This window comes from Veillonella sp. ZSJB6, from assembly GCF_051549505.1.
Classification (GTDB): Bacteria; Bacillota; Negativicutes; order Veillonellales; family Veillonellaceae; genus Veillonella.
The window spans coordinates 146,101-157,947 of sequence record NZ_JBPUGE010000003.1; the positions used below are offsets into that span (position 1 = coordinate 146,101).

At 40.5% G+C, this 11,847-nt stretch carries 13 protein-coding genes; 9 read left to right on the forward strand and 4 right to left on the reverse strand.

Going from position 1 to position 11,847, the window contains the following annotated elements:
- Position 1: 1 nt before the first annotated feature.
- The 4 genes from ACSV5T_RS05190 (at position 2) to ACSV5T_RS05205 (ending at position 1,877) form a co-directional block, all read left to right on the forward strand.
- Entirely contained in the window at positions 2-325 is a 324-nt protein-coding gene (locus tag ACSV5T_RS05190) for a hypothetical protein (protein ID WP_438320448.1), read from the forward strand.
- A 30-nt stretch (positions 326-355) separates the two neighbouring features.
- Positions 356-820, forward strand: coding sequence for a GNAT family N-acetyltransferase (locus ACSV5T_RS05195; RefSeq protein WP_438320449.1), 465 nt, complete (start codon positions 356-358; stop codon positions 818-820).
- Positions 821-875: 55 nt separating this feature from the next.
- Complete coding sequence (locus ACSV5T_RS05200) at positions 876-1,295, forward strand: GNAT family N-acetyltransferase (RefSeq protein ID WP_438320450.1); 420 nt, start codon at positions 876-878, stop codon at positions 1,293-1,295.
- Between the two features lie 93 nt (positions 1,296-1,388).
- Positions 1,389-1,877 (forward strand): GNAT family N-acetyltransferase, encoded by a 489-nt coding sequence (locus ACSV5T_RS05205; protein ID WP_438320451.1) that lies wholly within the window; start codon positions 1,389-1,391, stop codon positions 1,875-1,877.
- Between the two features lie 127 nt (positions 1,878-2,004).
- Here ACSV5T_RS05205 and ACSV5T_RS05210 read toward each other — a convergent pair whose 3' ends face one another.
- From ACSV5T_RS05210 to ACSV5T_RS05225, 4 genes are read right to left on the reverse strand one after another with little or no spacing between them, the layout of a single operon-like run.
- On the reverse strand, positions 2,005-3,105 hold the full coding sequence (locus ACSV5T_RS05210; RefSeq protein ID WP_438320452.1) for a metal ABC transporter permease: 1,101 nt from the start codon (positions 3,103-3,105) through the stop codon (positions 2,005-2,007).
- On the reverse strand, positions 3,102-4,067 hold the full coding sequence (locus ACSV5T_RS05215; protein ID WP_438320453.1) for a metal ABC transporter permease: 966 nt from the start codon (positions 4,065-4,067) through the stop codon (positions 3,102-3,104). The genes ACSV5T_RS05210 and ACSV5T_RS05215 overlap by 4 nt, the downstream gene beginning before the upstream one ends.
- A complete protein-coding gene (locus tag ACSV5T_RS05220; RefSeq protein WP_438320454.1) occupies positions 4,064-4,795 on the reverse strand; it encodes a metal ABC transporter ATP-binding protein in 732 nt (243 codons plus the stop codon). Before ACSV5T_RS05220 ends, ACSV5T_RS05215 begins: the two co-directional genes overlap by 4 nt.
- Positions 4,796-4,817: 22 nt before the next feature.
- Complete coding sequence (locus ACSV5T_RS05225; protein WP_438320455.1) at positions 4,818-5,759, reverse strand: metal ABC transporter solute-binding protein, Zn/Mn family; 942 nt, start codon at positions 5,757-5,759, stop codon at positions 4,818-4,820.
- Between the two features lie 377 nt (positions 5,760-6,136).
- Here ACSV5T_RS05225 and ACSV5T_RS05230 point away from each other — a divergent pair, with 377 nt between their 5' ends.
- From ACSV5T_RS05230 to ACSV5T_RS05250, 5 genes are all read left to right on the forward strand, one after another.
- Positions 6,137-6,514 carry an energy transducer TonB gene (locus tag ACSV5T_RS05230; RefSeq protein ID WP_119208833.1) on the forward strand — a complete coding sequence of 126 codons (378 nt, stop codon included), beginning with the start codon at positions 6,137-6,139 and terminating at the stop codon, positions 6,512-6,514.
- Between the two features lie 10 nt (positions 6,515-6,524).
- Positions 6,525-6,872, forward strand: coding sequence for an energy transducer TonB (locus ACSV5T_RS05235; protein WP_105090063.1), 348 nt, complete (start codon positions 6,525-6,527; stop codon positions 6,870-6,872).
- Positions 6,873-7,047: 175 nt separating this feature from the next.
- Complete coding sequence (locus ACSV5T_RS05240; protein ID WP_438320456.1) at positions 7,048-8,688, forward strand: PAS domain-containing protein; 1,641 nt, start codon at positions 7,048-7,050, stop codon at positions 8,686-8,688.
- Positions 8,689-9,031: 343 nt separating this feature from the next.
- A complete protein-coding gene (locus ACSV5T_RS05245; RefSeq protein WP_438320457.1) occupies positions 9,032-10,660 on the forward strand; it encodes a phosphoenolpyruvate carboxykinase (ATP) in 1,629 nt (542 codons plus the stop codon).
- A 135-nt stretch (positions 10,661-10,795) separates the two neighbouring features.
- Entirely contained in the window at positions 10,796-11,701 is a 906-nt protein-coding gene (locus ACSV5T_RS05250; RefSeq protein WP_438320458.1) for a LysR family transcriptional regulator, read from the forward strand.
- Positions 11,702-11,847 lie beyond the last annotated feature (146 nt).

Here is an 11,847-nt window from a genome sequence, read left to right on the forward strand (position 1 = left end):
TATGAGTGATTTAGATTTTACAATTAGTTGCACTGTTATCTTCTTTAACAAGAAGATAACAAACCCACCAAATTTAAATAATGGAAAGTATAGCCCTCAAATTGTTGTAAAAGGCACTGAGGAGCATATTAAAATCAACTTTATTGATGGTGAAGATGTTATCTTTGATCAGCCGATACGAGCCAATGCGTTGCCAATAAATGAGGATGTAGATTATTCTAGTTTACAAGAAGGTACGGAGTTCCTTATTGTGGAAGGTAGTGCAATTGTTGGAGAAGGGCTTGTAAAAGAAATCTTTCAACATGAACCACATAAGAAGAAATAATTGTAAGGTATTATATTCATTGGAGTTTTTATGATTAACATAGTTGATGGCAAACCGTATTTAGATCAGGTAAAGGAGTTAATTCAAGAGTATACTCAGTGGCTCGGTCGCGATTTGTCCTTTCAGAATTTAGATAAGGAACTAGCTGATATTGCTGAGAAATATACGGCTCCGAATGGTGAGTTATTAGTAGCTATCGATGATAATGATGTGGTGCTCGGTATGGTGGCGTATTATCAGCATAGCGATACCCGTTGTGAAATGAAGCGCCTTTATGTACGTCCTGAGGGCCGCGGTCATGCTCTAGGTGATCATCTTATTGAAAGTATCATGGACCATGCTAAATCCTCTGGTTATAAAGAGATGGTATTAGATACCATTACACCATTGCAAGCAGCCATCCATTTGTACAAGAAGCATGGCTTTACTGAATGTAAACCGTATTATCATAACCCTATGGATGATGTTATCTATATGAGCAAGGAACTTGTTTAATAGAGATTATCTATTGGATAGAGCATATATCTCAGGATTTATTGAAGGAGCTATTATGGCGATTACCTATACTGAAGAGCGAAATTTTACACCCCAACAAGTAGCGGAGCTATTTCTTTCTGTTCGTTGGGTAGTAGGCAAGTATCCTGAGCGATTACATAAGGCTCTGATGAATTCATCTCGCGTGATTTCTGCTTGGGATGGTGAACGTTTAGTCGGTCTGATTCGCGTTATGGATGATAGTGAGCTGGTGTGCTTTATCAATTATGTGCTGGTGCATCCTGCGTATCAGGGACATGGTATTGCAGGCCATTTACTAGAAATGGTGAAGGACGCTTACAAGTCTTACTTGTACATTAATGTTATGATTGGTGATAGCACTAATGCACCGTTTTATGAAAAACATGGATTTAAGGTAAAAGAGAATTCATTGCCTATGCAGTATCGGAATGTGCCTAAATATACGAAAACGTAGAACAGAAAAGGCTACACATCACGTATTGAATGTGTAGCCTTTATTTTATAAACGGTATATACTAAAAAATATGTATATACGATGGAGAATAATATGGATATATTTATACGAAAAGCAACAACCAAAGATCTAGATGTAGTAACACATATTGAAGCAACTTGTTTTCCTCCTGCTGAGGCGGCACCTCGTGAGGCCTTTAAGGAAAGATTAGACCATTATGCAGGTCAGTTTTTAATTGCCTTTGATGGGGAAACACCAATCGGTTTTATCGATGGTTTTGTATCCGATGATGAAATATTAACAGATGAAATGTTCGCTGATGCTTCCTTGCATAATCCTAACGGAGCATGGCAGATGATATTTGGACTAAATACATTGCCAGAGTATCGGAATCGTGGTGTAGGTGGTAAGTTAATTGAGGCTTTTATCGACCTTGCGAGAGAGGAAAAGCGTAAGGGCGTTATTCTAACCTGTAAGGAAGAAAAGATTCATTATTATGCCAAGTTTGGCTTTGTGAATGAAGGCGAGTCTGAATCTGATCACGGCGGTGCTAAGTGGTATCAGATGCGTGTTGTGTTCTAGCCATATAATTAAATACAAAATAAGAAGCTGAAATCTTGCAGACTAGCATTGATTTCAGCTTCTTTTTTGTTGGGAAAAAATATGTATTTTTGAAGGCGTCTAATTAACATTCATTAAATAAAATTAATTAAATGATTTCCTTTACCTGCGCTACACCTTTATCTGTAAGCATATAGTAGCCGTTTGTTACATATAGCAAGCCTTGTTTCTTAAGGTGTGATGCGGCTTGGTGTGTATAGTCTGGCTTCCAGTTCAGGTGTTCGTGAATGGTGCCGATGCCGTTTTCAGTGGCCGCTATAGGCGTATTCATATGGGTATAGATGTGACAGAGCATCATTGTTTCTCGATAGTGACGACGCAAGTGGCGTTGGCGAAGATAGGTTGCAATATAGCTTGTCTTTGGCGTGCCAATAACGGCAATTAATAAGGCGAGACCGATCGTTGTTGCGATAACGCCTGCAATGGATACGTCTAGGGTGAAAGCGACTTCTGTACCGATGACGGCACAGATAATGCCGATGATGATACTGCTAGTGAGCATGGCTTTCACAGAGTCAGTCCATAAATAAGCGATAACCGCAGGTCCAATCATGAGGCCGATAACGAGGATGGCGCCTACCGCTTGGAATGAAGCCACCACGGTAAGGGACACCATGGTCATCAGCACGTAGTGGATGAGGGCGGGCATGAAGCCGAAGAGCCCTGCTAATAGTGGATCGAAGGTAGATAGTTGCAATTCCTTGTAGAAGAGCATAACTAATACGAGGTTGATGACCGCTACCCCCAGGGAAATCCATAGAGATACAGGACCTAAGTCGGTACCGTTTACAATCCATCTGTCGAATGGGGCGAACGCAATTTCCCCTAGAAGTGCCGTATCTACGTCAAGGTGTGCGTTGCCGCTATAGAGACTGACGAGGATAATGGCAATGGAGAAGAGGAGCGGGAAGATGATACCAATGGATGCGTCTTCGTTGACGAGGCCCGTGTTATGAATCATCTCTGTAAGCCATACCGTTCCTACGCCGACTAAGGTTGCCCCTACTAGAAGCAAGGGTGAGTTTAAGTCTTCCGTCACAAAGAAGGCGAGCACGATGCCGAGGAATACGGTGTGTGTAATGGCGTCGGCCATCATGGACATGCGGCGCAGCACGAGGAATACACCAGGAATAGCGCACGCGATAGATACCGCAATGGCAATGAGCAAAATTTCTGTATGTACTGTCATGGGGCACCTCCTATACGAGGCTGTCCGCCCTCAGCTCTATATATCTTTTGTTGTAAATCGGCAGGACTTATTCTCGCAGTTTCAGATAATAAAGCTCGTTTTGATTGTTTGTTTTTTCGATATTGCCACAAGATGCCTCTATTAGGTGCAAATATGAGGCTCAACAGTACAATAACCGACAGAATGACGATGATGGCAGGCCCTGTAGGTAGCTTTTGTACTGTTGTACTCCAAATGGTACCGCCCATAGCAGATACCATGCCGAAACATCCTGCTAGCATACACATGGTACCTAGCTTGTTCGTCCATTGACGGGCCCCTACGGCCGGTGCAATGAGTAGGGAACTGATTAAGATAGCACCTACTGATTGAATGCCGATGATGATGGTCATGATCAATAGTGAACGATATAAAATGAGGGTAAAGGTGACAGGAATTTGCAAAGTTTTAGCGTATTCTACGTCAAAGGAGATGAGCTTTAACTCTTTCCAAAATAGTGCAGTTAACACGATAATGATGAGCGCAGCCGCCGATGTAATGTACACATCGCGAGCTAATATAGTGGCGGCCTGTCCAAATATAAATTTTGAAAGCCCCGCTTGCCCTGCATTGTTTAGACTTTGCACGTAGGTGAGGAGGACCATGCCGAGTCCGAAGAAGGCCGACAAGATAGTGGCTAAAGCGCCATCGAATTTGATTTTACTGTTTTCGACGGTAATGGTAATGAGCCAAGCTGCAGTGATAGATGACAGGGCGGACCCAGCGATGAGAACCTCAATGTCTTTAATGCCCGTTAGCAAGAAGGCGATAACTACACCAGGGAGTGCCGCATGGGAGAGACCGTCACCGATGAGGCTTTCCTTGCGCAGTACTGCGAAGGTGCCCGCAATACCACTGGCGAGGCCTAAGAGCGCCGTGCCGAGCAGTACCATCTGCGTCGTATAGGATTGGAGTATGGTCATACAATCCTCCCCTTGCCGTAGGTGCGCTCGATAGCTTCTTCCGTAAACGTATCTGCTACAGGGCCGTAGGCAACAGTCTGTTTGTTTACCATCGTTACCCAGTCGAAATATTGAGGTACCGTGTTTAAATCGTGATGTACGACGATAACCGTTTTACCGCGCGCTTTCATTTCTTGTAAAAGGGAGATAATAGCGTGTTCTGTCGTTTTATCGACGCCTTTGAAGGGTTCGTCCATGAGGTAAATATCTGCCTCTTGCACGAGGGCTCTCGCAAGGAATACACGCTGTTGTTGGCCCCCTGAAAGTTGACGGATTTGTCTATTTACATAGTCACTCATGCCCATTTTATCGATTATAGAGAGGGCTAGTTCTTTATCCTTTTTACTAGGTCGTTTGAACCAACCTAGATGCCCATAACGTCCCATGAGTACGACGTCTAATACGGTAGTAGGGAAGTCCCAGTCGACACTGCCACTTTGTGGGACGTAAGCGATTTTCTTGTAATCATGTTTGTCCATTGCTAAGTGGTGATCGATATAAAACTTAACACTACCTGAGATAACTGTTAATAGGCCTAACATGGCCTTTAATAATGTAGATTTTCCGGCCCCATTAGGGCCGACGATAGCCGCTAAGGAACCGATGGGCACCTTCATATCTACGTCCCATAATACGGGTTTTGTCGTATAGGCTACGGTCATATCTTCAACTTCAACGGCCCATTCCATAGAGACCTCCTTTTATTATTGTTTAATTAAGTGCTTTAGCGATGGTATCGATATTGGCTTTTACCATGCCGATGTATGTGCCACCTTCAGTGCCTTCAGAACCGAGGGAGTCGGAGTATAATTCGCCACCGATGGCAACATTCCAGCCTTTAGCCTTAGCTGCCTCTTGAACGGCTTCGATTGTTTTATGTGGTACAGAAGATTCTACGAAGATCGCTTTAATTTTGTGATCTACGATAAATTGAACAAGTTCATTCACATCTTGTGTGCCAGCTTCTGTAGCAGTACTTACACCTTGCAAACCTTTTACTTCAAAGCCATAAGCGCGAGCAAAGTATTGGAACGCATCGTGTGCTGTTACGAGGACGCGAGATTCTTTAGGAATGGATTCTGCTTGAGCTTTGATGTATGCATCTGTTTCATCTAATTTAGTAAGGTATGCATCATAGCGTTTTTTGAAATCCTCTTTGTGAGCTGGATCTGCTTTAGCAAGACCTTCATATACAGCTTTGGTAGCAAGTTTCCAATTCGCTACATCGAACCAAATATGAGGGTCTTTTGTTTTCACGCCATCTTCTTCGTCGAAGTCTAGCAATGTGGCTGGATCAATGGCATCGGACACTCGGATGGTTGCTTTATTTTGTTTCGTTAAATTATCGAAAATGGAACCCATTTTGCCTTCTAGGTGAACGCCGTTGTATACGACCACATCTGCCTTAGACATAGCCGTAACATCACCTGCACTGGCTTGATAGAGGTGGGGGTCTACGCCAGGGCCCATAAGGCCTTGTACAGATACGTGGTCACCACCGATTTCTTTCACTAAATCCGTTAACATTGTCGTTGTGGCAACGACGTTTAGTTTTTTCTGACTGTCTTGTGCTGCATCCTTACCACAGCCTGCAAGAGCTAATAACATAAGTGCTAATGATACGACGACTAATACGATTCGGTTGAACTTCATAATAAACCTCCTTTTTATAGATACTAAATTTAAACAGAAAAATAGCCGCTACTAACGTAGCGGCTATTGGCAGTTATACGGTCTTCTGCTAGGGTCACGATCATTTAGTGGATGAGAGCTTGTAAATGGTTCGGTCCAACGAGGGCAACGATACCAAGTACCATCATGACCTTCATTTGAATACGCTTTCTACGTCTCATGATGAACCTCCTTTGTATTATTTTGTCATATCTACCTGATATGTAAGTCCGAACAGTTATCTTGAACTCAATATAACATAAATGAGAAAATTTATCAATAAGAAAATGTTCTTTAAATATTCATCTTTATTTAGTATGATATTATTCATAGACTTACAATAAATAAGGAGGCATATTATGAATAAATTATTCCGATTCACTGCGGCGGCTTTACTTGTTGCATCCTTTGGCGTATTAGGTAACTATACAGCTGATGCGGCTAAGTTCTTAGAATCTCCGCGCGAAGTGGAAATTGTAAAACCTGAGTTGCCTGAGGTTCCTCAAACAGCTACGGTAGCGCCTAATATGCGCGTACGCTTCTTAATTGATAAAAAAGGGAATGTTAAAAACGTATTCGTAGAACGTTCCTCTGGCTATGCTCCAATTGATGAAGCTGTGAAAAAAGCCATTCTACAATGGAAATTTACACCTGCTATCGGCGTAGACCAAAAGGCTCATGAATCTATTATTGGGATGACAATTACTCTACCTAAACAAGCTGTAACAGCTAAATAAGGAGAATGTGATGAATAAAGTGTTGCGTTGTACTGTATTAAGCGCATTGTTTGCAACGAGTATGGCAGCTACTGTGTTGGCGGCTCCATTTCAATTGCCTGTAGCGATATCTACACCATCTGTAGATCAAATTAATATTGCTGGTTATGGCGATTCGATTCAAAGTGCAGATGTGCGTTTTACCATCAATGAAGATGGCTCTGTAGGGGACGTAGAGGTTGTAAAATCTAGTGGGGTTACTGCTCTTGATGAGGCTCTTGTTGAGAAAATCTCCACATGGCGTTTCAACCCGGCTACAGACTCCAATGGTAATCCTGTAGCATCTTCTAAAACTGAATATATTGATTTTAGAAACTAATCAAAGGCGCTCATACTTAGTATGGGCGCTTTTTTTAGAATCTTTCAAATATATCTAAATATGTATCTATGGCAACTGAAAATTACTTTCAAAATGGATATAATAAAAGTATATTTAATATAGTAATAATATATTGTATATACTAATAGTCTTTGACCCATGGAGGTATAAGCATATGAATCCATTACAGCAAAAGCTAGATATTAATAGTGATCGTTACAGAATCATTGTGTCTGTAAAAGAAGATTATTTAGATGGTAAATTGTCCTTGGAAGAGGGCAATCGTATTTTGAAAGAAAAACTAGGTACTTGTACGCCTGATGAGTTTGCTTATGCAGAGCAAAGTTTGAAAGGTGTATATAAGGATGAAGAAATCCTAGATAAGATGGATGATCTGTTGAACTTATTTGATGGCGTATTAGTGCGCGCTGAAAATGAGTACCCTAAAAATCACCCATTATGGGCATATTTGGAAGAAATTAATGCGGTTGAAAAGGTAGCCCTTGAGGCCGATGAATTGCTAAAACAAGATAAGTTTATTAAAAATCCTTGGCTTGGTGTATTTGATTCCTTAGCGCAATGGCGTATTCATCTATCCCGCAAGCAAAACCAATTATATCCGATGCTGGAAGAACATGGATTTGATCGTCCTACACGTATCATGTGGACCTTTGACGATGGCGTGCGCGATGCCATCTCTGCATCGTATGCATTGCTTCGAGAAGATAAATACGAAGAATTTTTAGCATCCGTGCCAGAAACGTTGGCGAAATTGCGCGATTTGAATTCTAAAGAGTTAGAGGTTTTATTGCCAACATCCTTTAAATTACTAAGTGATGAAGAGTTTGTGCGCATGAGCAAAAACGATCATGAAATTGGTTATGCTATCATCAATCCACCAGGTTGGTATGTCGTGGCAGGCATCAACGATTCAGCAGCTCAATTAAATGGAAATAACACTGGTCAAAATGGTGCAGTATCTAATGAGTTCCTAAATGATTTAGCTGGATTATTGTCTAAATATGTAGGTCCTGTAGGTGGGGCACAAGTTGGCAAGGATGCTGTCCTTGATGTAGCTACTGGAAAATTGACATTAGAACAAATCAATCTATTGTTCCGTCATCTTCCTGTAGATTTGTCCTATGTAGATGAAAACGAACTTGTTAAGTTCTACAGCGATACGCCACATCGTATATTCCCTCGCAGTGCCAATGTTATCGGTCGTGAGGTGAAGAATTGTCACCCTGCGAAATCCGTTCACGTTGTAGAAGAAATCGTTGAGAAGTTCCGCTCAGGTGAGCAAAGCCAAGCTGAATTCTGGATTAATAAACCGGGATTATTTATCTATGTTATCTACACTGCAGTACGTGATGAACATGGTAAATTCCGTGGCGTTCTAGAAATGATGCAAGATTGCACTCATATCCGTGAATTGGAAGGTTCTCGCACACTATTAACTTGGGATAAGACAGAGTTTGTAGGAAATGCAGAAAATAGTACTGGTAAGGGTAATGATAATAATAAATCCTTAGCCCAAGAGGCTGCAGAAGAGGTAGATGAAGAGCCACTCGCTACCGATGCTGACGGTCGTTTCCATATCGATGCAAAGACAACTCTATCTAACTTGATTAAGCAAAGCCCTGAAGTGGTAGATTATTTGATTTCTTTGAATCCTAAATTTGAGAAATTGAAAACCCCAATGGTGAAAGTAATGGCTAAGGTGGCAACTATTAAGATGATTGCCGAACGTGGTGATTTTAATGTAGATGAACTAGTCGGTAAAATCGATGCCTTTATTAATAAAGCTAGAAAATAAATATTTGCTTTTTAAGAATAAATGGCTAGGTCCTATGACCTAGCCTCATTTTATTTTTTGATTAGCTGTTATATATTCAGTATGCTTTTTTACACTGATTTTTACTGGAGTAAAATCAATAAAATAGATAGAGATATCAAAACTATTTATATATAATGTGTTGCACTAATTCGCAATAAGCATACATTAATTTCTTATATTTCATCTACTTTGTGTATACAAATTTATCCGAAAAGGGTAAAATAGATAATAATGAAAGTATTTGCGGATGCAGTATTTTCTTATCTTAAACTACTTTTACAAGAGAAATTACGTATATATTAAAGGTGAGGATCTGGATACTATGTCGACAAGACGCGTTTGGAAGCAAAGTGAAATTAAAACAAACCCATTATTTTCTAAGATGCGCAGTACTATTGAAACTGCATTTTATGGAAACAATGTAACGCCTATTACATCTGTGGCACAAGCGTACCAATTTGCCACTGAAGAACCAGGTGTTATCGTCCTCGATATGCCTGTATATAAACCATGCGAGCAAGGTTTGCCAGCTGATGCTAAGGTACTTGTTACAAATGATGGCAAAACTACAGGTCGTTATGCAAAAGCTCGTCGCATTATTGGCGATGAAGGTATCGACGAAGTAGAACTCGCTAACATTGCCCGTGATGCCGTATATGATAGCCGTGGTAAAGAGTGGATTTCTGCTGAAACTATCGTGGGCCTTGATAAAAAATTCACAGCTCGTGCGCATTTGATGATTCCAAAAGATCACGCATCTATCTTGTATTCTTGGATTATGAACTTCAAGTTCTTTGATGCAGCTGTAAAAGAGTTCTACAATGACAGTGTAGAAATTCCTGAAGGCGACATCTACATTTATTCTGACCCTGACTATGTTGTACCAGGTCATCCGGGTGGTCTTGCTATCTTTGATCCAGCTCATAACTGTGCTATGATTCTTGGCATGCGCTACTTTGGTGAGCATAAAAAAGGCACTCTTACATTGGCATGGTCCTTGGCAAATCGTCTCGGCTATGTGGCATGTCACGGTGGTATGAAACGTTACAACCTTGAAAATGGTAAAAGCTACACAATCGGTGTATTTGGCTTGTCCGGCTCCGGTAAATCTACATTGACTCATGAAAAACATGATGGTCGTTATGATATTTCTATCTTGCATGATGATGCGTATATCATCAATACAAACGACTTGAGCTCTATTGCACTAGAACCTACATACTTCGACAAAATGCAAGATTACCCTGTAGAACATCCTGCTAACGAATTCTTGTTAACACTACAAAACGTTGGTGTAACAATGGATGAAGAGGGCCGCAAGGTTGTATTAGCTGAAGATGTACGTAATAATAACGGTCGTGCTATCAAATCTCAATTCTGGACAGATAACCGTGTAAACTATGTAGATCAACCAGTTAATGCTATCGTATGGCTAATGAAGGATAAAACATTACCACCAATCCTTAAGATTAACGATCCTGTGTTGGCATCTACAATGGGGGCAACACTTGCGACACGTCGTTCTACTGCTGAAAAGCTGGATGCTCATGTGGATCCAAACGCACTTGTTATCGAACCGTATGCAAATCCATTCCGTACATATCCATTGGTTCGTGACTATGAAAGTTACAAAAAACTGTTCTCTGAATGTGGCGTCCAATGTTACATCATGAACACAGGCTTCTTCTTGGAAAAGAAAATTCCAAAAGAAGTGACTCTTGATTTGTTAGAACGTTTGGTAGAAGGCACATTGGATTTCAAACCATTCTACAAATACGAAAACCTCTCCTATGTAGAGGTTCCTGGTTTCGAACCACCATTCCAAGTGCGTGAATACCATCACCAATTACACAAAGCATTCGAGTTCCGCTATGACTATGTAGAAAAACTCATCGGTCATAAAAACGAATTGCCACAAGAAGTATTGGATGTATTAAAAACTCTAATGTAATATATTGAGGCAGTTGCATTTCTGTCTTGAGATTATTTAAAATTTAAAGAAAGAGCCCTCCTTGTGGAGGGCTCTTTCTTTTGTGGTAATATATACTTATGATAAATCAATAATGTTTTGTTATAAGGTGTTTTTATGGATATAAAGGATATTAAATATATAAGTACCATCGTTGAGATGGCATCATTTTCGAAGGCGTCTAAAAAACTATATATCTCTCAACCCGCATTGAGTCAAAGTATTCGTCGCATTGAGGCTGAATTAGGGGTGCCTTTATTTGCTCGAGATCGGACAAAGGTTGTACCCACCGCTGCAGCTTTACAAATTGCTAAAGAGGGTATGCCTTTAGTAGGAAAGGTAGAGGCTTTAACACAGTCGATCATTAATCAAGGGTCTGATGCGGCTTATCATGTGCGTATTGGATTATCTCAATTCTATGGTCACCATATGTTGGGAAAAACATTGAAGAGCTTTCAACAAATTGAGCCATCCTGGGAATTTCATGTAGTAGAAGGGGAGTCCCATTTTTTGGAGCAACAAATTTGTGATGGATTGGTTGATGTAGGTTTGTTTCCAACACCGATTTACTCGCAAGCTCTTGAAAGTTATCCTGTATTAGATGAGCAAATTTTATTAGCTGTTAGTGTAGAGAATAAAAAAGCTATAACTATTGCTGACTCGCTCATGACACCGGATGGAATACATGAGATAGCACCATTTGGGTCTTTCCCTTTTATTCTCATAAGAGAAGGCCTTAAGTTGCGAACCTTGGTAAATCGTCTATGTCAGGCTGAATCCTTTGTGCCAAAAGCTGTTATTGGTTCTGAAAATCTGGATACTTGTAGATCCTTGGTGGAGGATGACTATGGTATTACCTTCTTGCCAAGCACATTAAATAGCAAGGGCGATGATGATAAAGTTAAATTTTATCCTCTTGCATCGAAATTGTGTTTCCGTCAGTTAGTATTGGTTGCACGATCGGATAGAGCTAAGCGATTCCATCTAGCTGAAGTGGCGCAGATTATGCAACAATTTTTATAAATTATACAGATGGAATATTGGCGAATTTAATGCTACTAGCAAATAATAATTTGGATATATAAATATATAACTAAGGTATTATATAAATAAAAGAGTCTAATTCCTGTAAGCTACAGGAATTAGACTCTTTTGCTTTATGAAGGAAA

Excerpts from the sequence above, each read along its gene's own strand:
- ACSV5T_RS05190 (WP_438320448.1), top strand. The coding sequence starts at position 2 with ATGAGTGATTTAGATTTTACAATTAGTTGCACTGTTATCTTCTTTAAC.
- ACSV5T_RS05195 (WP_438320449.1), top strand. The coding sequence starts at position 356 with ATGATTAACATAGTTGATGGCAAACCGTATTTAGATCAGGTAAAGGAG.
- ACSV5T_RS05200 (WP_438320450.1), top strand. The coding sequence starts at position 876 with ATGGCGATTACCTATACTGAAGAGCGAAATTTTACACCCCAACAAGTA.
- ACSV5T_RS05205 (WP_438320451.1), top strand. The coding sequence starts at position 1,389 with ATGGATATATTTATACGAAAAGCAACAACCAAAGATCTAGATGTAGTA.
- ACSV5T_RS05210 (WP_438320452.1), bottom strand. The coding sequence starts at position 3,105 with ATGACAGTACATACAGAAATTTTGCTCATTGCCATTGCGGTATCTATC.
- ACSV5T_RS05215 (WP_438320453.1), bottom strand. The coding sequence starts at position 4,067 with ATGACCATACTCCAATCCTATACGACGCAGATGGTACTGCTCGGCACG.
- ACSV5T_RS05220 (WP_438320454.1), bottom strand. The coding sequence starts at position 4,795 with ATGGAATGGGCCGTTGAAGTTGAAGATATGACCGTAGCCTATACGACA.
- ACSV5T_RS05225 (WP_438320455.1), bottom strand. The coding sequence starts at position 5,759 with ATGAAGTTCAACCGAATCGTATTAGTCGTCGTATCATTAGCACTTATG.
- ACSV5T_RS05230 (WP_119208833.1), top strand. The coding sequence starts at position 6,137 with ATGAATAAATTATTCCGATTCACTGCGGCGGCTTTACTTGTTGCATCC.
- ACSV5T_RS05235 (WP_105090063.1), top strand. The coding sequence starts at position 6,525 with ATGAATAAAGTGTTGCGTTGTACTGTATTAAGCGCATTGTTTGCAACG.
- ACSV5T_RS05240 (WP_438320456.1), top strand. The coding sequence starts at position 7,048 with ATGAATCCATTACAGCAAAAGCTAGATATTAATAGTGATCGTTACAGA.
- ACSV5T_RS05245 (WP_438320457.1), top strand. The coding sequence starts at position 9,032 with ATGTCGACAAGACGCGTTTGGAAGCAAAGTGAAATTAAAACAAACCCA.
- ACSV5T_RS05250 (WP_438320458.1), top strand. The coding sequence starts at position 10,796 with ATGGATATAAAGGATATTAAATATATAAGTACCATCGTTGAGATGGCA.